Annotated in this window: 17 protein-coding genes, 1 tRNA gene and 1 pseudogene; 12 read left to right on the top strand and 7 right to left on the bottom strand. The window is 40.5% G+C overall.

Annotation, left to right across the window (positions count from 1 at the left end):
- The first annotated feature begins 228 nt into the window (after nucleotides 1-228).
- Entirely contained in the window at nucleotides 229-447 is a 219-nt protein-coding gene (locus OK025_RS24100) for a hypothetical protein (RefSeq protein WP_317667303.1), read from the top strand.
- Between the two features lie 219 nt (nucleotides 448-666).
- Nucleotides 667-1,641 (top strand): annotated as a pseudogene (locus tag OK025_RS24095) (recombinase family protein); the annotation flags it as partial.
- 589 nt (nucleotides 1,642-2,230) lie between these two features.
- Here the strand turns inward: OK025_RS24095 and OK025_RS24090 are convergent.
- The 4 genes from OK025_RS24090 to OK025_RS24075 all read right to left on the bottom strand — a co-directional run bounded on the left by OK025_RS24090 (nucleotide 2,231) and on the right by OK025_RS24075 (nucleotide 6,111).
- A tRNA-Lys gene (locus OK025_RS24090) sits at nucleotides 2,231-2,303 on the bottom strand.
- Between the two features lie 141 nt (nucleotides 2,304-2,444).
- A complete protein-coding gene (locus OK025_RS24085; RefSeq protein ID WP_317667302.1) occupies nucleotides 2,445-2,723 on the bottom strand; it encodes a lipopolysaccharide assembly protein LapA domain-containing protein in 279 nt (92 codons plus the stop codon).
- Nucleotides 2,724-2,778: 55 nt separating this feature from the next.
- A complete protein-coding gene (locus tag OK025_RS24080) occupies nucleotides 2,779-5,529 on the bottom strand; it encodes a heavy metal translocating P-type ATPase (protein ID WP_317667301.1) in 2,751 nt (916 codons plus the stop codon).
- A 255-nt stretch (nucleotides 5,530-5,784) separates the two neighbouring features.
- Nucleotides 5,785-6,111, bottom strand: coding sequence for a hypothetical protein (locus OK025_RS24075; RefSeq protein WP_317667299.1), 327 nt, complete (start codon nucleotides 6,109-6,111; stop codon nucleotides 5,785-5,787).
- Between the two features lie 176 nt (nucleotides 6,112-6,287).
- Between OK025_RS24075 and fbp the strand changes: the two genes are divergently transcribed.
- Both fbp and OK025_RS24065 read left to right on the top strand, forming a co-directional pair.
- Nucleotides 6,288-7,298 carry a class 1 fructose-bisphosphatase gene (gene fbp, locus OK025_RS24070; RefSeq protein ID WP_317667298.1) on the top strand — a complete coding sequence of 337 codons (1,011 nt, stop codon included), beginning with the start codon at nucleotides 6,288-6,290 and terminating at the stop codon, nucleotides 7,296-7,298.
- Between the two features lie 114 nt (nucleotides 7,299-7,412).
- On the top strand, nucleotides 7,413-8,861 hold the full coding sequence (locus OK025_RS24065) for a L,D-transpeptidase family protein (protein ID WP_317667296.1): 1,449 nt from the start codon (nucleotides 7,413-7,415) through the stop codon (nucleotides 8,859-8,861).
- Between the two features lie 40 nt (nucleotides 8,862-8,901).
- Here the strand turns inward: OK025_RS24065 and OK025_RS24060 are convergent, their stop codons facing one another.
- Nucleotides 8,902-10,434 (bottom strand): DUF3943 domain-containing protein, encoded by a 1,533-nt coding sequence (locus OK025_RS24060; protein WP_317667295.1) that lies wholly within the window; start codon nucleotides 10,432-10,434, stop codon nucleotides 8,902-8,904.
- Between the two features lie 101 nt (nucleotides 10,435-10,535).
- Here OK025_RS24060 and OK025_RS24055 point away from each other — a divergent pair, with 101 nt between their 5' ends.
- Complete coding sequence (locus OK025_RS24055) at nucleotides 10,536-12,068, top strand: SulP family inorganic anion transporter (protein WP_317667294.1); 1,533 nt, start codon at nucleotides 10,536-10,538, stop codon at nucleotides 12,066-12,068.
- A gap of 1 nt (nucleotide 12,069) precedes the next feature.
- On the opposite strand, the gene OK025_RS24050 is transcribed toward OK025_RS24055, so the two are convergent.
- Nucleotides 12,070-12,660 carry a methyltransferase domain-containing protein gene (locus tag OK025_RS24050; protein WP_317667293.1) on the bottom strand — a complete coding sequence of 197 codons (591 nt, stop codon included), beginning with the start codon at nucleotides 12,658-12,660 and terminating at the stop codon, nucleotides 12,070-12,072.
- Nucleotides 12,661-12,915: 255 nt separating this feature from the next.
- Between OK025_RS24050 and OK025_RS24045 the strand changes: the two genes are divergently transcribed.
- The 5 genes from OK025_RS24045 (at nucleotide 12,916) to OK025_RS24025 (ending at nucleotide 21,276) form a co-directional block, all read left to right on the top strand.
- On the top strand, nucleotides 12,916-13,374 hold the full coding sequence (locus tag OK025_RS24045) for a hypothetical protein (protein WP_317667292.1): 459 nt from the start codon (nucleotides 12,916-12,918) through the stop codon (nucleotides 13,372-13,374).
- A gap of 251 nt (nucleotides 13,375-13,625) precedes the next feature.
- Entirely contained in the window at nucleotides 13,626-14,897 is a 1,272-nt protein-coding gene (locus tag OK025_RS24040; protein ID WP_317667291.1) for a glucose-1-phosphate adenylyltransferase, read from the top strand.
- A gap of 196 nt (nucleotides 14,898-15,093) precedes the next feature.
- A complete protein-coding gene (locus OK025_RS24035; RefSeq protein WP_317667290.1) occupies nucleotides 15,094-15,870 on the top strand; it encodes a phosphatase PAP2 family protein in 777 nt (258 codons plus the stop codon).
- A 379-nt stretch (nucleotides 15,871-16,249) separates the two neighbouring features.
- Entirely contained in the window at nucleotides 16,250-19,495 is a 3,246-nt protein-coding gene (locus OK025_RS24030) for a TonB-dependent receptor (protein ID WP_317667289.1), read from the top strand.
- 11 nt (nucleotides 19,496-19,506) lie between these two features.
- Nucleotides 19,507-21,276 (top strand): RagB/SusD family nutrient uptake outer membrane protein, encoded by a 1,770-nt coding sequence (locus OK025_RS24025; protein ID WP_317667288.1) that lies wholly within the window; start codon nucleotides 19,507-19,509, stop codon nucleotides 21,274-21,276.
- 110 nt (nucleotides 21,277-21,386) lie between these two features.
- Here the strand turns inward: OK025_RS24025 and OK025_RS24020 are convergent, their stop codons facing one another.
- Nucleotides 21,387-22,316 (bottom strand): metallophosphoesterase, encoded by a 930-nt coding sequence (locus OK025_RS24020; RefSeq protein WP_317667287.1) that lies wholly within the window; start codon nucleotides 22,314-22,316, stop codon nucleotides 21,387-21,389.
- A 367-nt stretch (nucleotides 22,317-22,683) separates the two neighbouring features.
- Here OK025_RS24020 and OK025_RS24015 point away from each other — a divergent pair, with 367 nt between their 5' ends.
- Nucleotides 22,684-23,016, top strand: coding sequence for a hypothetical protein (locus OK025_RS24015; RefSeq protein WP_317667286.1), 333 nt, complete (start codon nucleotides 22,684-22,686; stop codon nucleotides 23,014-23,016).
- A 148-nt stretch (nucleotides 23,017-23,164) separates the two neighbouring features.
- Nucleotides 23,165-23,755 (top strand): YdeI/OmpD-associated family protein, encoded by a 591-nt coding sequence (locus OK025_RS24010; protein ID WP_317667284.1) that lies wholly within the window; start codon nucleotides 23,165-23,167, stop codon nucleotides 23,753-23,755.
- The last annotated feature ends 225 nt before the right edge of the window (nucleotides 23,756-23,980 follow it).

Raw genomic sequence — 23,980 nt, 5'->3', positions numbered from 1 at the left:
AGATTGACCTTAATAAGTAAAAGAAAATAGATGCAAGTACCTGATGTTATTACAAATTTTTATTATATGCTAACGTAGCAAAATGAATTTTAAAACATTTACGGTTTGCCGTAATGAAATGAATGCAAATATTTATAGGAAACGGTAGGAAAAGTTAGTCACTTTTTTTCCATTGTTGGTTCTTTGAGAAAATATCAAGATAGCTTTACCAGTAAGGTGTCAGCTAGTATGAAAAAATATGGAACTTCCAAGCCAGGCAAAAAGTTCAACCTTGAAATGTTGAAGCAATCCTCTTTTATTGAGCTCGAAGAAATTTCCCTAGACGAGTTTATGGAGGCTGTACGCAAGACCGGTAAGAAAGTTACTGAAGAAGAAGCTGCCGAAATGCTTGATTTTTTACATATGCTTACAAGGGTCACTATTAAACAGTACTTCTCCCCCGAATAATCTATTTTTTGTAATTTTGTAGTATTCTTCGTGTTGATAAAATATTAGCATTCAGCTTACTGGTTTAACTGAGAGCCAAAATTATAAATTATTTCCAATGAGAAAGACTAAGTTATTTGGGACAGCTGAATTACATTTCAGATTTCCGTCCTATGAGGAGGAGGACCGCAGTCCTTTCACGTTAATTCCTAAAAAATATTCAAAGTTAAATTTACTACTATGAAAAAGAACTATAGCAGCAAAATTGCTGATCTCTACATTCGAGTATCAACTGATGAACAGGCCGATAAAGGTTATTCACAGCGTGATCAAGCGGAACGGCTAAAGAGCTACTGTGCAAAATATGGTATTGCAGTCGAGAATATAATATTTGAGGATCATTCTGCCAAAAATTTTGAACGGCCTGAATGGAGCGCTTATCTGAAAAATTTGAAGAAAAGAAGCAAGAAAGATCGCGAGCCACGCTTGATCCTATTTACTAAATGGGATCGGTTTAGTAGAAACGCCGGGGACGCATATCATATGATCAGTGTTTTGGATAGTTTACAAGTAGAACCTCAAGCAATAGAGCAGCCATTAGATCTCAAAATCCCAGAGAACAAAATCGTATTGGCTATATACCTCTCAACTCCAGAAGTTGAAAATGATAGGAGGGCCTTAAATGTATTTTATGGAATGAGGAGAGCGAGAAAAGAGGGCAGGATTATGGGGACACCTCCATATGGCTATATAAACAGATGTACGGAGGATGGCAGGAAATATATTGGTGTTTTACATCCAGAGGCAGATAATATAATATGGGCATTTGAGGAAATAGCGAAAGGCGAACTGCCTTCTGAGCACATTCGAGTCCTCATGAATAAGAGACAGGGTAAAAATTTGACCCGAAATGCTTTTATGGTGGCGATCCGAAATCCTGTATACGTGGGAAAGGTCTTTATTGCTGAATTTGAGAATGAAGCTGCTCATTATGTCAAAGGAAAACATGTACCATTAATTACCGAAGAATTATTTGAGAAGGTTCAGCGGGTTTTGGAAGGTAAGAGTCGGAAGAGTAGGGCTGAAGTGGGAGAAAGTAAAGTTTTAAATAACGAAAGCTTTCCGTTACGAGGGCTGTTAATCTGTCCTCGCTGCGGGAGTACATTGACGGCAAGTACGTCAAAAGGAAATACCAAACACTATAGTTATTATCACTGCAATTCTAAATGTGGATTCAGACATAACTCTGATGTTGTAAATGAGAAATTTGTCGAAAATCTCAGAGGTTATGAAATTCTACCTGAATATAAAGACCTACTAAAAATAGCTCTTTTAAAGAATTACAAAAAGTATTGTGGCAATATAGACGATGAAAGAAAATCAGTAACGGCGGAAATTGACAAAATCAACCAAAAGCTTGCAAAAGCCAGAGATCTTTTTTTAACCGATAGGCTTGATGAGGATGATTACAATGAAGTTAAAAGAGAGTGTAAACAGAAACTAGAAGAACTCGAGGAAAACTTGAAAGGACTTGTTAAAGCAGGAAAGGATCAAGATATTCCAGGCAAACTGTCTTTGGCATTAGAAGGTATATCCAATTTAGCGCAGAGATATGTTGAGGGCACATTAGATGACAAACGGAAGATTGCGAGTTCAATTTATTACCAAAAACTTGAGTTTGACGGCAGAGGTTTTCGAACCCCTAAATCGAATGCATTTCTTAATCTTATTAAGCTGAGTAAGAGTGGATTAGTAGAGCAAAAAAAAAGTCATCAGAATTTAGAAAATCCTGATGACCATAGAGTGATCCCGCTGGGATTCGAACCCAGGACCCATACATTAAAAGTGTATTGCTCTACCAGCTGAGCTACGGAATCTTACTTCTTTGTTTTTGAACTACCGTTCCTTGTTTGAAGTGATGCAAAGATAGGGTTAATCCCTATTCCACGCAAGTATTTGTGCGATAAAAATGCGCTACGGCTGTTTAGGGCTTCATTTTTAGTGATTTATTTTTTTATTTAGGAAAGAAATTTCCGGTCTTCATCCGATAATTGGGACTTTCTGTCGCTGTTTTCTTCTTCCGATTCGTCTATTTCTTCCTCTTCATACGCCCGTTGTTTCTTTTTTCCGATTTTCAATAGGGATACAAATACAATTCCCGCAATAAAAAAGGCCAATAATAGCTTCCATAATGCCACTTGTGATTCCCCAAGAAAATTGAGCTGCACCGATTGCGGATTTTTGACACACATCACTGTGATGATAACCGTTATCAAGATTAAAAAGATATTACGCATGTTACTGTAAACTATATGTCGTTATTCTAACAGCGAATATAGGGAATATCTGTTTTTAATCGATATCGATCTTTGCACGATTTAAGCGTAAAGAATTCAAGATAACCGAAACGGAGCTGAAACTCATTGCAGCGGCAGCGATCATCGGGGACAGGAGAATTCCGAAAGAAGGATATAGAAGCCCAGCAGCCAATGGAATCCCAAGTATATTATAGACGAAAGCGAAACCCAAGTTCTCCTTAATATTTCGGAGCAGTTTTTGGCTCAGCACCTTTGCTTTGGCTATTCCGATAAGGTCTCCTTTCAGCAAAGTGAGTGAAGCGCTTTGTATGGCAACATCGGTACCTGTGCCCATGGCAATGCCGATATCGGCTTGAGCAAGGGCAGGGGCATCATTGATGCCATCACCAGCCATAGCCACCACATGTCCTTTTTGCTGTAACGCATGAATTTCCTGCAATTTATCTTTGGGCAAGGCATTGGCTTTGAAATGCTTGATGCCAACTTGATCCGCCACAGCCCTTGCCGTATGGATATTATCTCCCGTCAGCATAACGACATCGACTTTATGCTGTATAAGATATTGGATTGCACGCTTCGAAGAGGTCTTTATTTGATCTGAAATACTAAAATACCCCAATAAGCTACTGTCTTTTGCCAGAAAGGATACTGTCTTTCCATGGGATTGTGCAGTTTCGGCCATCTGCTTCATATCGTGAAGGATTGCTATGCCGATAGACTCCATCAACAATTGATTGCCCAGTGCTATGCTATGTCCAGCTATATTTCCCTTGATTCCTTGCCCGGCAACATTTTCAAAATCGGAAACTGCAAGGTCCGTTTTACTATTTTCCTTTTTTGCCCTTTCAATAATAGCATGGCCCAAAGGATGTGTGCTATTGGCGTTTAAAGCGGCAGCCAAAGACAATATCTCGTCTTTGCTGCTTGACGAGTTTGGCTGAATATCATCAACGGTGGGTTTTCCTTCGGTGATGGTACCTGTTTTGTCTGTTAGAACCACATCCACTTGGTTCATTTTTTCCAGCGCACTTGCATCTTTGATCAGGATTCCATGTTTGGCCCCTTTGCCGACCCCCACCATGACGGACATCGGTGTAGCGAGTCCCAAAGCGCAGGGGCAGGCGACAATAAGTACGGCAAGTGCATTCGCAAAGCCGAACGCTAAGGAAGCAGAAGGAACCCAAAGCCACCAGGTAAGAAATGTTAAAATTGCAATGATTATGACAATCGGAACAAATATCTCAGATACTTTATCCGTTAACCGTTGAATGGGAGCTTTGCTTCTGCTCGCATCATTGACGAGTTGAATGATCTGAGCCAGTAGTGTGTCCGAACCGATACGTTCTGCCTTCATGAGGAAACTGCGGTCGCCATTGATTGTTCCCGAACTAACATGATCTCCTTCCTGTTTTTCTACCGGAATGGGTTCACCCGTCAGCATGGATTCATCAATGTTACTGTTGCCATCCGTAATCTGTCCGTCAACGGGGATTTTGTCCCCGGGTTTTACTTTGAGTATATCTCCGAGTTGAATTTGATCTATGCCAATTTTTTTATCTATTCCATTTTCTACGCGCGTAGCTTCGGAAGGGCTCAGCTTGATCAGCTCTTTGATTGCCGAATTGGTTTTGGAATGTGCTTTGGCCTCCATCACCTGGCCTAATAATACCAAAGTCAATATGACGGTAACGGATTCGAAGTAAAGGGCAATGTAGCCATGGTGATTTTTTAATTCAGCAGGGAACACCTGCGGAAAAAATAGGCCAACCAAACTATAGGCAAACGCAGCTCCAGCACCAAGTGCAATCAGGCTAAACATATTAAGGCGCCAGGTTTTGAAAGATACCCAGCCCCGTTGAAAGAAAGACCAACAGGTATAAAAAACGACCGGCAGGGATAAAACCAGTTGTATCCAGCCAGACCAGCTGGGCGAAATGATTTTACCTATTGGATTACCGGGAAGCATTTCGCCCATGGAAAGTATAAAGATCGGGACCGTAAATAGGATAGAGATCCATAATTTCATGCGTAGATCACGATAGGTATGATCGTCGGCCTCATCATTCCCATTGGCTATAGGCACAAGGTCCATACCGCATATAGGGCAATTTCCGGGATGATCTTGTACAATCTCAGGATGCATGGGACAGGTATATTGAATGTCTGTTTTTAACATGGGGATCTTTTCCAGATTCATGCCGCATACCGGACAGTTCCCGGGTTCGTTATAGCGTTTATCGCCCTCACAATGCATCGGACAATCGTATTGATTAGCGGATGTATGACCATGTGCTTTGTCAGCTGAAGATATTGTCTGTGATTGATGTACCGTAGCATTTGACTGAGCGGAATGATTGTGTTGCTGTTCGTGTTGGATATGCGAGGTCGCTGCATGCTCAGTATGCAGCTTATTTTTAATTGCTGTTTCTGCATCGAGCTTCTCCAAATGCATACCACAGATCGGACAATTTCCTGGTTGGCTGTACGTTTTTTCACCTTCGCAATGCATAGGGCAACCATACCTGTCTGAAGCTTGTGCTACAATGTGTTGATCGGATTGTACGTCACCCTGATGCTTATGTATTTCGTTGAGCTGATAAGGACCTAATTTTGATATGATTTCCTGTAATTGCTGTAACGGAATATGTTTCTGAGATGTTACTGTCATGCTTGGCGGGTTTAAAGTTACCTCGGCATGAACGCCAGAAAGCGCATTCAATGCATGTTCGATTGTGGTTCTACATCCATCACAGGACATTCCCGAAAGTGTATAGTGGTGTTGCATAGCGTTGTCTTTGTTGCCTAAAGTTAAACGTTATATCGAGGTGATTTTTACACTTTTACCGGGTTTTCTTGTAAAATTTCCCGTTGATAATATGTGCTTCCGGTTTGCTCTCATTTTCTAGGTCGAACCAGCTTTATAGTCTTCGGGAGACGGTATGTGGTGTAAAAAACAGCGAAACTACGCTATGATAAACACAATCAAGCGATGTTTTGTTTGCTCTGGGGATAGGCATGGGATAGGGGAATTTCCCTTTTATTAAGCCAGTAACATTACTTGGGGATGTTTGATCAAGGTATTGATGGTTATTTGTTCTTTCAGAACTGCTTCGTGAAAAGGCGCCGGGATCATCAATTTAAATGTTTTTCGGGCGGTTTTTACCAGGAAAAGAGCACCGTGAATCACTTGCTTATCGTCGATGATCAACGTGTGCTGTGTTGCCGGCTGATTGCCTAATTTTTCTTTTTCGATGAGTTGTATTAGTTGTTGCATTATATCAAAATATTTAGCCAAAATTACCAAATACTTAGCATTTATTGTTTTTTTTCTAATCGTTGCTATTTGAAATTTATCCACTGCTTTCAACCTTTTATTATTTTTTTTATAGCTAATAATCGTTTTAGCAAAGAAGAGTTTTCAAAGCATAGCGCAATCGATTGCGTATTTAGTCTGCTAAAATGCTAAATATGAGAAGGATGTGTTTGCTAAATTTTATTTAACTTTTTTAGCTTTGTGCAACAAATATCCAATAAAACAACATTATGAGTGGTATAACTACACTAGGCCAATTTATCATTGAAAAACAGGCCGATTTTCCGTATGCTAAAGGGGAGCTTTCTAGACTACTGCGCGATATTGGAATCGCAGCAAAAATTGTAAATAGAGAGGTTAATAAAGCGGGATTGGTTGATATTTTAGGCGATGCAGGACAGGTCAATGTGCAGGGCGAAGGACAAAAGAAACTGGATGTTTATGCCGATGAGCAGTTTATCAAAGCGCTTCAAAGTGGGGGAGAATGCTGTGTAGTTGCCTCAGAGGAACATGAAAATCCCGTGTATATCCAATCAGGGGTTTCCAAAAATGCGAAATATATTGTTTGTATTGACCCGCTGGATGGCTCAAGCAATATCGATGTTAACGTATCTGTGGGGACGATTTTTTCCATTTATCGACGAATTTCTGATACGGGTGTTTCCTGTAATGGCAATGATATTTTACAGCATGGAACGAAACAGGTCGCTGCAGGTTATGTAATCTATGGTAGTTCAACCATGTTGGTGTACACAACAGGAAAGGGCGTAAACGGATTCACATTGGATCCTTCGATCGGCGAGTTTTGTTTATCCCATCCTGATATGAAAATTCCGGCTTCGGGTCAAATTTATTCGATTAACGAAGGAAATTATTCCAAATTTCCAAACGGCGTTAAGCAATATATCAAATATTGCCAAATGGAGGACAGTGCAACGCAACGCCCCTATGCGTCAAGGTATATCGGCTCAATGGTCGCCGATATTCACCGCAATCTCCTCAAAGGGGGCATCTTTCTTTATCCAACGACTTCTGCGCATCCTAATGGTAAACTAAGATTGATGTATGAGTGCAATCCAATTGCCTTCATCATTGAGCAGGCAGGGGGTAAAGCTTCGAATGGATCTCAGCGTATACTAGATATTGAGCCAAAAACTTTGCATCAGCGATCAGCAGCTTTTTTGGGTAACACCGATATGGTGGAATTGCTGGAAGATTTCCTGAAAAAATACAGTGATTGATTCTGTAGTGATTCAATGACAGGTAAGATTCTTTAGACAATAAGAATTATTTATCTTTGTCCTCAGAAAATGGCTTCATTATTGCGAAGCCATTTCTTTTTCACGATTTGTAATATGTTACGATTTTTAGTTTTTATTTCATTTGTTTCAGTAGTATTTTTTTCTTGTAAAGATAATCCTCCGACTTATGGCGATGTGTTGGCGAAAGAGTTTGAAAATAAGTCCTATAAGGATTTTGACACAGCAGCTTATGTAAAAGTCTTCCGTGAAGTGTATGGCAAGGAAAAACCTCAATTGGTTAATCCGAGCTGGATGAAGGAATTATCGGATTCTACTGAAGGAATGACTTTAATTGCCGAACACCTTTTTGATGGTAGTATCGACACCATGTTAACGTACTTTGAGCGGAGTGATGCACATGGTATTCGAACTAGTTATTTCCATACAGCTGCGATTAAGGAAACATTATCTTCGCTTCGAAAACTGAAAACCAAAGATGTTGCTGAAGTTTATCCCTTATTGGCCAAACTTGACTTATTGAGTACTGATGGGCTGGTGGCTTATATCAGCAGCATAAAATATGGTGTGGTCAATCCCAAACGCCTTTATGGACGATATTTCGTTCCTCAAAAGCGTATGAGCTATGGCAAAGTTGTACAAATGCTGGATAGTGTAAAAATTGGAACTGTGTTGACCGATATCCAACCTAAAAATCAGTATTACATCAGATTTCAGGATTTATTGGAAAATGGGAACCTAAACAGTGCACAACGTAGCCAGGTGTTAATGGTATTGGAAAAATTGCGCTGGATGGGAGATGCTTTTCCGGAGAAATATGTATTTGTGAACATACCTGAACAGCGTTTACATATTATGGAAGAAGGGAAGACAAGTCAACTGATGAATGTGTGTGTAGGTGAAACAGATAATCCGGCGTATACGCGGAAAGGTGAGAACCACGAGACGCCTGTGATGCAGGGGGTCTTGGATGCCATGCAAGTAAATCCTGTATGGAATATTCCAAGTAGTATTGTCAAGAAAGAGTTATTGTCAAGCGTTCGAAACAATCCAAACTATCTGGCATCGCGCAATATGGTGGCTTATTACAAAGGTAAACAAGTGGACCCTGCAACGGTCAACTGGAATTCGGATTCTGTGGAGAATTTTCGTTTTAAACAAAATCCTGGTTCGGATAATTCATTGGGGAATGTGAAGTTTTTGTTTGAGAACCCCTATTCCATTTACCTGCATGATACGCCTGCAAAACAAATGTTTGGGCAGAGCAATCGCGCCGTCAGCCACGGTTGTGTGCGTGTTGAAAAACCCGTTGATTTGGCGTCATACCTTGTCAATAATGAAAAACAGGCCGAAAAAATTGCAAAAGAAATTACCACAGATTCGATCTCAAAATCACGTTGGGTAACACTTAAACGGCAGATGCCAGTTTATATCACCTACTATACAACCTGGTTGGATGACGAAGGGAAAATTGTTACGTATCCGGATATATATGGTTATGATCCGCGTTTGAAGGAAGCGTTAAAGAAATATTGGACAAATTAATCAAAAAGGCTTAACTCATTTAGTTAAGCCTTTTTTATCGCTAGTATTCAGAGTTGTAGGCTAGTGCTATCCGGACAAAAGGATAGTCTTTGTTGACATTGTTATGGTCTTGATAATGACCTTCCAATCTAAAGTAACCGGAGTAAAGGTTGACACCGAAATTTTTCCAGATACGCATTGAAGCACTTGTGGATACCGCGTGTAGAAAATGGTGGGATTTGTTGCCACTGATTGTGACAAAATATCCGCCACGATAATCTACACCAAATTTAAAGCGGTTTAATGTGCTCAATGTGGCTGAAGCCCTAACATCGGCCCCGGGGCCATAATCGTATGTGCGGCTTTCACCAAAATGGAGATAAGGATCGGGTACAGCGGCCAGTACCACTGGACCACCACCAAGGATGGTTGTCAGCTTGGTACGGCTACCAATATTGAAGTTTGAAAAGACATTGTAATTGATGCTCTGTGATCCATAGTAAAAGGCTTCATTGCGTAGAAAGTCGAAATGCGCAGACACGATACCACGATGACGTCCTGTTAAATTGGATAAAATACGGTTACCGTATAACGAGGCATACACATTGACCGCATTGACGATGGAACTATCATCTGATCCAAGTTCCAAATTGAGGAAGAAGTCATCAAAGGGTTTCTTTTTGTCTAGATCATCGTTGGTGTAAATCAGTTTGATACGCGCATAAATGTCATTCTTTCCTTTATTCAAGATATCATGTTCCTTGGCATCAAACCGTCTTAGCCCCAATTCAACTTCGGTGTGTACTAAAGAACTGTCGACCACCGCACCTTTTACTTTATCTCCCCAGCGCCCGTCGAGCAGACGGTTGAGTCCGTTTATCGGATTGATCAGCATGGCCAATAGTTCTTTTTTATTACGTTGTCCTTTGGTCAGACTCGGGCGCGAAAGAATATGATGCGATAGTCTATGGGTCATTTCACCTAAAATAGTACCACCAAAACTTGTGTTGATGATATCATTGATGGATGGTGGTTCTGTTTCACCTGCAGTTTCCCAGATATAGCTACCAGCTACGGTTGCTGCTGTCGATTGTAGAAAACTATAGTTGTTGGATCGGAACGAATTGAAATAAAACTGACCGTGATAAGGGTGCGCCATTTGATTTGTGGCAAAGAGATTGTCGTCCCAGGTCCAGGCAGACAGTTTTAAATGGCTAAAGAAGTTTTTAAAGGAAATATGCGAAACAGGATCTTTTCGAATGAAGTAATTAACCGAAGCAGGAATAGCTTGGATGGAAAACCACTCAATTCCCGCCCTTAAGAAGTTCTTCTTTTGGTAATCGAATAGACTGTCTGTTTGTTTTACGTTGATAAGATGATTGTTCCAATGTCGTTGTTGCCCATCGTGGTACATGGGATATTTTTCGACAGGTTTCGCTCGAAATAGGCTATCTGAAGTCATTAAGGAGTCTCTAGCTGGTAGGAATGCAGCCTTACTAGGCCCTATACTCCCGAGCTGGACAAGCAACAAAAAGATACATATTAAAAGACTATAATGACGTTGGTTAATGCGTTGTTTGATCGAAATGAACATACTGTTTTGCGATAAAATTTGTAAAGAATAACAAATATAGGGGAAAAGTGTTTGTGTGATTAGTACCTTTGCGGCAATTATCCTGTTCTAGTAATTTAAAAATGAACCATACCTTTGAAATATTCAATATAAAATCGATTAATCTTAAGAATGAGTTGTTTGCAGGATTAACGGTCGCAATGACAATGATTCCGGAATCGCTCTCATTTGCAATTTTAGCCGGGCTACCACCGTTGACCGGACTTTACGCAGCATTTTTAATGGGTTTGGTGACCTCCATTTTGGGAGGTAGGCCAGGGATGGTATCCGGAGGTGCTGGCGCAACAGTGGTTGTATTGATGGCCCTGGCGGCAAGTCACGGTATTGATTACCTGTTTGCTGCTGTCGTCTTGGCGGGGCTCCTGCAATTTTTAGTCGGGCTTTTTAAATGGGGGAAATTTGTACGCTTGATTCCACAGCCTGTTATGTACGGTTTTTTAAACGGACTGGCCATTATCATTTTTATGGCTCAAGTAGTCCAATTTAAGGTGAATACCGGGCAGGGGGCTGAGTGGATGTCGGGAAGTACCTTATACATCATGGGGGGATTGACGCTGCTGACGATGTTGATTGTGATTGGATTTCCGCGGATAACGAAGGCTGTTCCGGCCTCTTTAATCGCTATTCTGGTTGTATTTGGCCTAGTTTCTCTTTTAGGTATTGATACCAAAAAAGTCGTCGATATTGCCTCTGTTAGTGGGACATTGCCCCATTTACATTTACCTCATGTACCGCTGAGCTGGGAAACATTGCGGCTGATTTTTCCGTATTCTTTGGTGATGGCTGGAGTAGGGTTGGTGGAGTCGCTTTTGACACTGAACATGGTGGACGAAATAACAGGGAGTAAAGGAAATGCAAACCGCGAATCCATGGCGCAGGGGATAGCCAATACTATCAATGGATTTTTTGGGGGAATGGGTGGATGTGCCATGGTTGCTCAAACACTGGTCAATTTAAATGCTGGTGCACGCACGCGGCTTTCTTCTTTTATCGGAGCGATGACCATCTTAGTGATTATTTTGGTAGGTGCTCCTTTTATTGAGCAGATACCCATGGCCGCGCTGGTCGGTGTGATGATGATGGTAGCCATTGGAACATTCCAATGGGTGAGCTTACGTATTGTGAATAAATTTCCCAAATCAGATATTTTCGTTGGGATTATTGTCGCCGGAATTACCGTGGTTTTACATAATTTGGCACTTGCGGTGCTTATTGGTGTAGTGGTATCGGCACTTGTATTTGCCTGGGATAATGCGAAGCGCATTCGGGCAAGAAAATATTTGGATGCCGAGGGCATCAAGCATTATGAAATCTATGGCCCTCTTTTCTTTGGTTCGACAGCTAATTTTTTAGATAAATTCGATGTTTTGGAAGATCCCGAGCGCGTGATTTTAGATTTTAAGGAAAGTCGTGTGGTGGATATGTCCGCCGTGGATGCACTCAACAAAATTACCGAACGCTACGCTGCACAAGGGAAAAAAATCGAATTGTGGCACCTCAGTGAAGATTGTCGCTCTTTGTTAAAAAATGCTGCGGGCATTGTGAAGGTCAATATCATGGAAGATCCAACCTATCGGGTCATGCCGGGCAAGTAGACTATTTTTTGCGCAGCTCAAAAAACAGTTCATTTCCCTGTCTTTGGGGAATACTATTTGTTGAATCTGTCAGCTGTAAAATGTCAAATTGCGATGCGAATAATTGTTGATATTCCGTTTGATCTCCACCGAAAGGTGGTCCCTGTTGTGCAAATTCCCGATTAAACAATAAGCCCATCAGTATACCCTGAGGCTTGAGCAAAGTATGCATTTGTTGTACATAGCTGGGGCGTAATGAAGGATCCAGTGCACAAAAAAATGTTTGCTCAATTATATAGTCGTACTGGCCCTGGTGCTGGAAGAAATCTTGACATACAATTTGGATCTGAGGGCTATTAGCAAACTCCTTTCTTACCTTCGCAACGAGGGTCGGAGCGATATCAAGTAAGGTAATTTGATGGAACCCCATGTCAAGTAGAGCCTTTGCTTCATAGGCATTTCCACAACCGGGAATTAGAATAGATGCATCTTTGGTGATAGACTCCGCTGCATAGTTGATAATAGCAGGAGAGGCATAGCCAATATCCCAGCCTGTTGCTTTGTTCTTATAACGTTCATCCCAATAGTTTCCATCCAATAGTGAAGAATTCATAGCTGTTTTTGTTCTATATGCTTTAGCAATTTACATAAATATTAGGTCAATAGGGTGCTTCTCTTTGCTGAAAATTGCTTTTAGCTATCCGATCGGAAGTTGATTTTATTCAATTGATTTGCGCTATCGTGGTCAAAGTTCGATTGGCAAGATGTCGTATTGGAGAGAAATCTTGAAATTCAGCTGTGTTCCATACGATATTAAAATTTACAGCGTTCAATTATTCTAGTAGGGATAATCCCCTGATGTTTTTAGATGAATTATATTAAAGTAGTTTTATTTATTGTTTTATTTCTAATTGTTGGTCTTGCCTACGCTAATCAAGATTGGAATGGTTTGGAGAGCGCACATTACTATATCGGTTATTTGTTGTTAAAATTATATCTATCGGGCTCAATACTGTTTATGTATAAGCCTCTTCAAGGGGATAGAAAACTAAAACGACATTTTTTTATTCGATTTTCTGTAGTCTGCATCGCCTTTCTGCTACTTCTTGTCCCATATTTGATTCTTAAACAACAAAATGATGGTTTGGGGGCTGGATATTTACTCTATTTTATGACCGTCAGTCTTGCAGCACCGTTGTCCATTTATGCCTTTATTGAGATTCTATGGTTATTTACCCAAAAGAAATATCCGCAAATAGGTGTTAACCTATTACTTGTTGGCTATATCTACTGCCTTTTTTTATTCACTGGACTATTTGGATATTAAACCTATGGGAGACACCAACTTGTCATCATCGTCTTTTAATCGGTTAAAATTAAGCATGTTTCTGCTCGTTTTTCGAAAATTATTTTTTTGTAAAAAGAATGAGTGATCAAAATTGTTGTTTGCTTCTTATCCGGAAAATTGCTAATTTAATAAGGATTCTTAAACCTGAATTTAAAGAATCTCGAGACTAAACCTGATCAGGTCCTTGTTCTTGAAGATAACAATTTTATAACCAATTAATGGATTGAGGTATGATACACAAAGTAGTTTCCCTTGTATTGGGAGGAGGTCGAGGGTCGCGCCTTTTCCCATTGACACAGCAACGGTCGAAACCAGCGGTTCCAATAGCTGGAAAATATCGTTTGGTCGATATTCCGATTTCGAACTGTTTGAATTCTGGCTATAATAAGATCTTCGTGCTGACGCAGTTCAATTCAGCCTCTTTGAACACACACATCAAAAATTCTTACAATTTCAGTATTTTCAGTAAGGGCTTTGTTGATATCTTGGCTGCTGAACAGACCAATGAGGGCGATCGTTGGTTTGAGGGGACGGCTGATGCTGTTAGGCGAACGCAGAAACATCTCCTGAATGTAGATTATGACTACATTCTTGTCTTGTCTGGTGATCAGTTATACCAAATGGATTATTCGAAGCTGATTGACTTCCATTTTGAAAATGGGGGTGATGTTACCATTGCGACTATACCGGTCAATGGTAAGGATGCTACGGGATTTGGTATTTTAAAAGCGAATGAAGCGAATGAAATTACCGCTTTTGTCGAAAAGCCCGATAAGGACGAAGTATTAAATTGGACCTCAGAGGTCTCCGAGGTTTTGCATAAGCAGGGAAGGCATTATTTGGCATCCATGGGGATTTATGTTTTCTCAAAAAACATCTTACGTAATCTTTTAATTGCCAACCCGGGGATGGATTTTGGCAAAGAAATTATACCCGATGCCATCGAAGCACTTCGCGTGTTAAGTTATCAATTTGATGGTTATTGGACCGATATCGGGACCATCAAATCTTTTTTTGATGCCAATATCGGATTAACGGATGATATTCCGGATTTCAACTTGTTTAATGAGACCGTATATACACGTGCGCGGATGCTTCCGCCTTCGAAAATTTCAGGAACGACTTTAAATAATACGGTAATTGCCGATGGATGTATTTTAAATGGAGATAAACTGGAAAGGTCTGTTATTGGGATACGCTCCCGTATTGGTGAAGGGACGGTTATTAAATCGACCTACATGATGGGAACAGATTACTATGAGCAATTGGAAGAAGTATTGGAATTGGGAAATACACAAAAGCCACCACCGGTAGGCGTCGGTAAACGTTGTTATATTGAAAATGCAATTTTGGATAAGAACTGCCGTATTGGAGATGACGTTCGTATCATTGGTGGACCGGGCTTGAATGATGGCGATTTTGATACGCATATGATCTGTGACGGCATCGTTGTTGTGAAAAAAGATGCTATCATTGCCAACGGGGTTACGATAGGATTTTGATCATTTATCTATGTTGAAGTTAAAGACTGCTGTTTATATAAATTGTGTAAACAGCAGACTTTCGTTGCTTTTTCCTTTGTTTTACTGATAAAATGGAGATTGATGCCCAATATTGTCGTGCTGTATGGCGTAATACTGTCAAAGAGGTGGTTTATAAATATTATCTTTGCGCATTATAAAATTTTTTAAGGCTAAAATGATCGATTACAGGAAACAGATTGTTTTTTATTGGCTACTGGTTTTACTTTTTGTAATGCCGGTTACCTCATTTGCGCAGATCCAGTTGGAACAACCTTCGGATTCGAGCAGCGGATCTCATTTTTTTAAGAAAATTCCTTATAAAGAACTGGCTGTTCCTGTTGGATTGATCACCTATGGTATTGTCGCCAAAGGGAATCCCTTTTTAAAAGGGATAGATGAAGACATTAGAGACGGTGTATCGAGAGGGAAGAGCGGAAAAATTAAACTGGACGATTTCACCCGCTTTGCTGGAACTGCCGGAGTTTTTGTGCTGGATGCGGTCGGGGTACCTGCGAAACATAACCTTAAACAACGCCTGTTCACAACAGCAGTTTCCAATATTATCATGACTTCGACCGTAAAAATTATGAAATCGACCATTCCTGTATGGCGGCCGGACAGTTCAGCGAACAATTCCTTTCCTTCAGGGCATGCTGCCACTGCATTTGTTGGAGCGGAACTTCTTTGGCAGGAATACAGACAGGAGTCAATTTGGTACGGAATAGCGGGTTATGCTGTTGCTGCTGGTACCGGTTATCTGCGGATGCACAATGACAAGCACTGGTTCTCGGATATCGCTATGGGAGCTGGGGTCGGTATCTTAAGTACTAAAATCGCCTATTGGTTGCTGCCGCTGGTAGACAGTCGATTACAAAGTTCAAAAAAGAGTTATGTGGTATTACCAACCTATAATGGGCGACAATTTTGTCTAAATGCCAGCTTACAGTTTTAGACTCTTATTTTTTTAAGCCCCATTCGGAGCCTCTACATTGATCGTATTCGGCTCGCCTGAAAATAAAATTTCCTAGATATGATTCACACAGGGGTATAAATCCGATTTAAATCCCTGTGTTCACTACAGTTTTTAGGTGTCCTACCTGAAGATCGGGACTGCCGTGTCGGGCATTTCCATTCCCTATTTTAAGCATGTAACGTTTCTGTGAATTTTAGATTAAAAAATCATATTAATTTCGTTAATATGATTTTGTTTTTTAAATTTAATAGACAATCTAATCCACTTTTGCTGTTTTTTATAAAAAGAAAGGCGTGCAAAGTCAATAAACCAAAGTTGAACCCCACGGTTCTTTATTATTTTAAACCAATTTGTAATTATGATGAGAAATTTTTTTCTTCATGGAAAGGCGAGACCCATTAGCCTTTTGGGGCTCTGCCTGCTGTTTAGTCAGCCTGATTCTTACGCGCTGAATCTGGATCCGATCAATGCTATTGTCGATCAAGATCAGGTTACAGGGATCATCAAAGATGAGAAAGGTCAGGTATTAGCCGGTGCTACCATCACCGTCAAAGGAACATCCGTTCAAACGTCCTCCAATCAACAAGGTGTTTTTTCCATTCGCGCAAAGCGCGGTGATGTTTTGGTCGTGAACTACCAAGGGTTTACAAAACAGGAGGTGGCCGTTTCCACAGGTAATGTGAACGTGGTCATGGTATCGAGTGATCAAGCACTTGAAGAGGTCGTGATCATTGGCTATGGTAAGCAGCGTAAAGGGAATATTACCGGTTCGGTGGCTACCGTCAATGCAGAACAATTAAAAAACATCCCCAGTTCAAATCTTTCCAATTCACTCGCCGGTAGAGCCGCGGGTGTCAACGTAACCAATACTTCGGGGATGGCCGGGGCATCGTCGAGCTTGCGTATACGGGGGAGTTTTGCCGAACCACTCTATGTAATTGATGGCGTGGTTCGCGATAAGGCTGCATTCGATGTGCTTGAAGCGAACGAGGTTGACCAAATGACCTTCTTAAAAGATGCTGCAACTGCAGCAGTGTATGGCACCCGGGCCGGTAATGGTGTAGTGGTGGTAACGACAAAAAAAGGAACAGCGCAAGCCCCTGTTTTTAATGTACAAAGTAATTATACTTTCAATACACCAACACAGGAGCTCCTCGCTAATTTAACCACTGCGAAAGATGAACTCACCTATCAAAACCGGGTCGCTGAATTTCGTGGTAATGCAATTCCTAATGGTCAAAAGGAGTTTGATTATTTCAAGGATAAAAATTACAATGCCAATGATGTTATCTGGCGCAATCCGTTTACACATCGACAATCGATTTCGGTTAATGGGGGTGGCGACAAAATTACTTATTATAGCTTGCTCAGCTACCGTAAAGAAAATGGATCGTATAAATCTTTGGATCATGAGAAATTTAACCTACGGAGCAATATCTCCGCGCAGATTACCGAAGATTTTAGCATGGATTTTAATATTTCAGCCAACCAGACGAATTCGAAACGTTTTTTTTGGCCCTTTAGCACATCTTCCAATGATGATGATTTTGATGTATCCGATTTCTACCGCGTTACATTCAACTGGCCAAAGATGTATCCTTTTTACCTGAATGCAGACGGGACACCGAGCAATACACCAACGGCTTATCCTGTACAGACGCCTATGGGAAGCTGGCAGGCGTGGAATGTGATCGATCAGGTCATCGGAGATCGCTATATAGACCGTAAAGTGCGGCAGGTCAATCCGATTATGACCCTAAACTTGAAGCTGGATAAATTGGTACAGGGCCTTTCGACAAAAGTTGTAGGAAGTTACATTGCTCAAGACTATATGCGCAAGCGTTATATGAGTTTTCAAAAGAACTATACCTTTACTGCCTTAAACCCGAATGACAACCGCTTTATACCAGCTCCGCCATCAGAAGCTAATATTAATATTTTTACGTTTAGTCAGAGCCAGCCTTTCATGGATTACAGTCCACAACGATTGTGGGAATATCAGGTAAACTGGTTTTTAAACTATAACCGCAAGTTTGGTAAACATTCCGTAGACGGAACATTGGTGTATGAACAGTCCAAAAAAGGAGGGACTTATGTCACTTCACGGGCAGAAAATCCAATTACAGCCCTGGATCAAATGTTTATTTATCCTACAGATCGCAACTTCAGGTCGACAACGGCCAATGAAACGATCGATTCGAGACGTGGTATCATTGGGCGTGCCAACTACAATTATGCGGATAAATATATTGCGGAGTTTTCTTTTCGTTACGATGGTTCACCATTATTCCCGACAGATAAGCGCTGGGGATTTTTTCCTTCAGTATCAGCAGCCTGGCGTGTGTCGGACGAAAACTTCTTTACGGATATAAAAAATACGATATCCGATTTGAAGTTCAGAGCCTCTTATGGTACAACGGGTAATGATTTGGATGTCAATGCCGATCGGATCGGTCAGTTTGGCTATTTAGAGAAGTATACCACTTCGGGTGGCTATATGTTTGGTGATCGCTATTATAATGGTATAGCGTATGGCGCAACACCAACGCAGAACCTCACTTGGACGACTTCTAAGAGTGTCAACTTGGGCCTAGATTTTGGATTTGTTAATAATAAGCTGACCGGTAGTCTTGATCTGTTTTCACGTAAGGAAACCAATATTCTTGGCAGAAGATCACTGAAAGTTCCAGATAATTATGGACGTTTGCTTGCTCCCGAAAACTATGCGGCGAGAAGTTATAAAGGCGGCGAGATTTCTTTTAACTGGAATGATAAGGTTGGTGAGGTGGCTTATGGTCTCAATGCCAATCTGGGGTATGCCAAAGACCGTTGGGACATCTTTGATGAAGAACCTGCCTATACCAATGGGCAGCCTCAGTATTTTCGGTCCAGAATTGGACGACCTGAAAATCGAATTATTGGTTTTGAAGCACTGGGTCTGGTAAGGACGCAGGCCGAAGCTGATGCACTGAAGGCAAAAGGATTTACGACTTATGGAAGGGATCCTTTTCCAGGGATGATCTTGTACAAAGATGTCCAAGGAACAAACTATTCAGGTGGTCCGGATGGAAAAATTGATGATAACGATATGCAGCTACTGTCGGACAATAATTCTCCGCGCATCAATTATGGGTTTGGATTCAATGCAAGCTGGAAGGGCTTTTATGTCTCGGCTTTATTTCAGGGGGTTCTTGCTTACGATCGGATGATCAGTAATCAAGAAGGCGGTGGAATGCGCCAGCACGGTGATACCTTCCGCCCATATTATCCAATTTGGGCTTCTGACGTCTGGACACCGGATAATACCGATGCCAAATATCCGCGGCCAACAGGATACTCCGGATGGGCCGAATCCGGTGCAGCTCCTTCGTCATTCTGGATAAGAAATGGAGCCTATTTGCGCTTACGTGATCTTAATGTTTCTTATCGATTGCCGAAAAGCATGACGGAGAAACTGCGTGTCAAAGATGTCAATCTGTTTTTTAATGGAACCAATTTGTTTGTTTTTTCGCCAATGAAAGAGTTTCATGATCCCGAACAAAAGCTGTACGATTCTTATCCAGTCATGAAAACCTTTACGTTTGGACTTGATGTTAAATTTTAAATGAAAAAAAGATGAAAAAAATATATTATCCTTTAATTGCATTGGCCTTGTGCATGTCCTCCTGTAAAAATGTATTGGACATTGAGGACCTCAATTCGCTGGATGAAGCTAAGGTATGGGCTGATCCAAATCTAGTGAACGGCTATCTTGCCAATTTATATCCACTATTTGGTAACTGGAATTCTGGTGCGGACGGAAACTCGGAACAACTGATCGGCATCGCTTTTCCATTGGATGCGGTTACCGTCAACAATACTTCTTACAAATCGTGGGATTATACGACCATCCGGAAAATCAATACAGCCATACAGAAGGTCAATGAAAGTACCTCACTAAAAGACGATTTTAAAAAAACGGTGATTGGCCAGGCGTTGTTTATGCGTGCCTTTATGTATTTTAATATGGTCAGGATCCACGGCGGTGTTCCTTATATTACGGTACCGCAAGACCTAAAAAATGATGATCTTAATGTGCCCCGCAATTCGACAAAAGAATGTTTTGAGCTGATCGTTAAAGATCTGGATCAGGCCATTTCACAATTGCCAAAAACAATTGGAAAAGGAACGGCAGATTATGGGAAAATTGATGGTGATTTTGCAGCCGCTTTTAAAGCAAAGGTATTACTATATAAAGCTTCACCACAGTTTAACCCTTCCAATCCTTATGGAAATGCCTATTGGCAGGAGGCTAATACCGCAAATAAATTAGCTTATGATCAGCTTAAGGCGGATGGCTATAGTTTGACTCCAGATTATTCCAACATTGCGCTGGTTGAAAAAGGACCTGAGGTCGTTTTTGCTGTGATTAATGCCTATCCAAATAAAGTTGCCAATTGGGATAATGGCGTACGTCCGGGATCCGAAAGTAGGGGACCGGCAGGTTCCGTTCCATCCTGGGAATTTGTAAAAGCTTTTCCAATGAAAGATGGAAAGTTATATTCCGATCAAGCGGGTAAATACCATAAGACAGAAGATCAATTTTTACAATCCTATTGGGAAAACCGCGATCCGCGTTTTGACAAGTCTATTGTGTGGAATGCCAAAATCTATGAAGTTTCCGGCAAGACCGGCAAAAGACAATACACTTCTGTTGGTATTGCTCCGGCTTTAGATGACTTTGGCATTAACCCGAAGGCAAAAACTCCATCCTCCAATTTGGATCGATATAGTGGGTTTTTTATCTTAAAAAATTCCAAACTGTCATTAAAGCAAACCGAAGTGGAAACTCAGTATGATGTCGACTTTGTGTTGATGCGCTATGCCGAGGTCCTATTGAATTATGCTGAGACGGCAAATGAAACAGGTGATTTTGCGACAGCTTTAGACCTGGTTACGCAAATTAGGAAAAGAGCAGGAATCGAGCCGGGTACAGACAATAAATATGGCATAACGGCGACCACGAAGGAACAAATGCGTGAAGCTATTTTGGCAGAGCGCAATATTGAGTTCTGCTTTGAGGGGCATCGTTTTTGGGATTTAAGAAGGTTACGTAAGCTCAATATACTGAACAATACAACCAAACATGGAGTTGAAGCGATAGCAATAAACTCAAATGGAACGGAAATGAGTTTTGATGATGCCAATGCATTGGCCAAAACATATACGTTGAAAGAAAATCAGTTTAAATATAGCGTCTTGCAGGTGCCAAGCACAGGAAACAAAAAGAATTTGGTACCCGATACCTATTATTTCTTTCCCGTCGCGCAGTCGGTCATTGACAAGAACCCAAATATCAAGCAGAATAAAGATTGGGGCGGAACATTTAATCCAACCATGGAATAGCATTTTTGTTTGAACCCATTCAATAAAAAACACCCGCAACAGCTTTCGCTGTTGCGGATGTTTTATTTAAATCTTATTTATGGTGAGTTTATTAATCACCCGATTGAGCCCTATTTGGATGATAATTTAAAAACTCTTGAACTGAGTCTACCCTGGCCTTTGATTTTGATTTCTTTCGGATAGAGTTCCAAAAGACCATAGGCATTGCTGGTAGCTGTTTCGATCATACCTTCCATGGTTACAAAAGGAATATTATTTGCCATTACATAATTCCCTTTATGATGATGACCGGAAAGTACCAGCTTAACTTCGGGGAATTGGTATAGTATATCAAGAACCTCCCGGTTATTAAGTGTTTCATAGCCGTTTTCTGGCAATAAAGGATGATGTGTCAATACAATCACATGCGCTTTGTTTTTCCGCGCTTGGGCAAGTTCGTTTTGTAACCATTCGAGTTGTTTACGGTCAACCCCGCCATTCCAGGGTTGCGTATTTTTCCTTCCGCTTGTCTGTAGGCTATCCACCAGGGTTTTCCATTCATGTTGATCTGCTGAATTGGGCGTTGTGGCATATTCACTGAGCGCATTCGTATTTAAGAAAACAAATCGCCATTTTCCTTTTGTAAATGCGTAGTATTTAGCTGGCATCCCAAAAGTAGTGTGCAAAAGATCTGGTTTAGATACGTTGACATAGTCGTGGTTTCCAAGTAGACAATAAGTCGATTTTTTTAAGGGGGAGATATGTGCTAACAGTATTGGAAGATCTTTTGGACCTTCGTCGACAAGATCGCCAAGAATCAAGGAAAAATCGACCTTATTGCGATTGAAGAAGTCTACAGCGGTATCGACCTTCATTAATGAATTGTGGTAGAAACGGCTACCGTGGTCTGCTTTGTCTGCGTATTGCATATCGGCCATGATACCGATACGGAGGACCGGTGTGTTGGATTGTGCCATGCTGAATAAGCTGGGTAAAGAGCAGATGACGAATATGGAAAGAAACTTCCATTCCCGTTTGATTTTTAAGCCAATCTGTTTCATTTTTTTAGCGTTTTAAAATATATTGCTATAAGAATATATTAGTCTGTATTCCGGTAATGTTCCTTTACGGTCTGTTTAGTCTATTTTTGAACCGCCGTTCTGAGTAATTGATTATAATGTTATTACGAGTATACTGAGAATAAATTAGAGATTCAAGTAAATTGAATACACAAACGTTTGTGTAAATTGATGGATCACTAACGAATTATAAATGATTGCCAACACATATAAACTATCGATTTTTTAGCTATTGTAATACTGTAAATTGGCGATTGTGATGTTTAACGAATAAAAGGTTTTAACTTTTGTGTTGATTATAATTTTTTAAAGGCTTATTATTTGAAACGAAGAGCAAAAATAAATACGTATGATAAAGAAAATCCTGATTAGCTTGACTTTAATTACCATTATTGGCTGTTGCTGGTTTTTTTTTACGCTATTCGATGCTATCGACTTGGCGCCTACGAAAAATAATCATTTGGCAAGTGAGGAAAAATGGAAAATAGAGCAGCGGGCTGATATTGACAGCTGTGAAAAGCATCTGCTGAAAAATCAGATCGATTTACGGCGCGGAAATGCAAAACGGGTCTCTGAACTCGCTTTTCGAACACAAACTATTTTATTTTTTGTCATCTGTATACAGATTGTTATACTCTTAATACTTCTAATAGTTCCCAAAAGATATATTTTTAAAATTTAAGAATGAAAATGCTGCTGAATAATTTGAGGTTGTCAATAGGACAAGCTGGTCGTTGTGTGCAAAACATGGATGACTAGTATTCAAAAAAAACGTATTTTCACAATAGACAAATTTTATCCATACCAGTAAGGACTAAAAAACGATATCAATGATCAAACAGAATTCGGCGGAGAGAGCCACTATTTACCTGAATACAAAAGAAGAATGGCGATTTTGGCTCGAAAACAATCATCATATAGCACAATCAATTTGGGTGATCTGTAATACTAAAAAATCAAATTTACCGGTGGTCAACTGGACTGAACTTGTGGATGAAGCATTGTGTTTTGGTTGGATTGATAGCACACGGAGGCCGATTGATGCCTATTCATTCATGCAGTTATTTAGCCGAAGAAAACCCAATAGTACCTGGTCTAAAATTAACAAAGAAAAAGTTAAAAAACTAATCGATGCGAATCTGATGACTCCAGCGGGGCATGAGGTTATAAAAATAGCACAAGAAAATGGTTCCTGGTCAATTTTGGACAGTGTGGAAGAATTAATTATTCCCCAGGATTTGGATGAAGCATTTCAATATTATGCTGGTTCAAAAGATTATTTTCTTGGATTGAGTAAATCCGTCAAAAAAATGATGTTGCAATGGATTGTTCTTGCCAAAAGACCAGATACCCGCAAAAAACGCATTGATGAGATCGTGGCAAGGGCGGCTGAAAAAGACAGGCCTAAGCAATTTCAGTAAGTTTCCAGTATTTTGAACTGCTATTTCGAGTGGTAAAAAAGAAATTTTTAGTCAGATCTAACAGCTGGCTTTTAGGGGTTCTATTGCCTGATAGGGTTGTTTAAATAGTGCTATTTTCATGGCTATTTAATAGCAATTTTTTGGAAGCGCTTCATTGTAAAACTGATCTTCAATTTTTCCTACAAAACGTATTAATTAATTTATACCAGTTCTACTATTAGTAGG

The organism is Sphingobacterium sp. UGAL515B_05 (assembly GCF_033097525.1).
Classification (GTDB): domain Bacteria; phylum Bacteroidota; class Bacteroidia; order Sphingobacteriales; family Sphingobacteriaceae; genus Sphingobacterium.
Note: the sequence above shows the minus strand (reverse complement) of the source record. Positions and strands in the feature narration are given on the sequence as shown.

Excerpts from the sequence above, each read along its gene's own strand:
- OK025_RS24050 (WP_317667293.1), bottom strand. The coding sequence starts at position 12,660 with ATGAATTCTTCACTATTGGATGGAAACTATTGGGATGAACGTTATAAG.
- OK025_RS24010 (WP_317667284.1), top strand. The coding sequence starts at position 23,165 with ATGATCAAACAGAATTCGGCGGAGAGAGCCACTATTTACCTGAATACA.
- OK025_RS24055 (WP_317667294.1), top strand. The coding sequence starts at position 10,536 with ATGAACCATACCTTTGAAATATTCAATATAAAATCGATTAATCTTAAG.
- fbp (WP_317667298.1), top strand. The coding sequence starts at position 6,288 with ATGAGTGGTATAACTACACTAGGCCAATTTATCATTGAAAAACAGGCC.
- OK025_RS24025 (WP_317667288.1), top strand. The coding sequence starts at position 19,507 with ATGAAAAAAATATATTATCCTTTAATTGCATTGGCCTTGTGCATGTCC.
- OK025_RS24015 (WP_317667286.1), top strand. The coding sequence starts at position 22,684 with ATGATAAAGAAAATCCTGATTAGCTTGACTTTAATTACCATTATTGGC.
- OK025_RS24030 (WP_317667289.1), top strand. The coding sequence starts at position 16,250 with ATGATGAGAAATTTTTTTCTTCATGGAAAGGCGAGACCCATTAGCCTT.
- OK025_RS24100 (WP_317667303.1), top strand. The coding sequence starts at position 229 with ATGAAAAAATATGGAACTTCCAAGCCAGGCAAAAAGTTCAACCTTGAA.
- OK025_RS24040 (WP_317667291.1), top strand. The coding sequence starts at position 13,626 with ATGATACACAAAGTAGTTTCCCTTGTATTGGGAGGAGGTCGAGGGTCG.
- OK025_RS24060 (WP_317667295.1), bottom strand. The coding sequence starts at position 10,434 with ATGTTCATTTCGATCAAACAACGCATTAACCAACGTCATTATAGTCTT.
- OK025_RS24035 (WP_317667290.1), top strand. The coding sequence starts at position 15,094 with ATGATCGATTACAGGAAACAGATTGTTTTTTATTGGCTACTGGTTTTA.
- OK025_RS24065 (WP_317667296.1), top strand. The coding sequence starts at position 7,413 with ATGTTACGATTTTTAGTTTTTATTTCATTTGTTTCAGTAGTATTTTTT.
- OK025_RS24020 (WP_317667287.1), bottom strand. The coding sequence starts at position 22,316 with ATGAAACAGATTGGCTTAAAAATCAAACGGGAATGGAAGTTTCTTTCC.
- OK025_RS24080 (WP_317667301.1), bottom strand. The coding sequence starts at position 5,529 with ATGCAACACCACTATACACTTTCGGGAATGTCCTGTGATGGATGTAGA.
- OK025_RS24085 (WP_317667302.1), bottom strand. The coding sequence starts at position 2,723 with ATGCGTAATATCTTTTTAATCTTGATAACGGTTATCATCACAGTGATG.
- OK025_RS24045 (WP_317667292.1), top strand. The coding sequence starts at position 12,916 with ATGAATTATATTAAAGTAGTTTTATTTATTGTTTTATTTCTAATTGTT.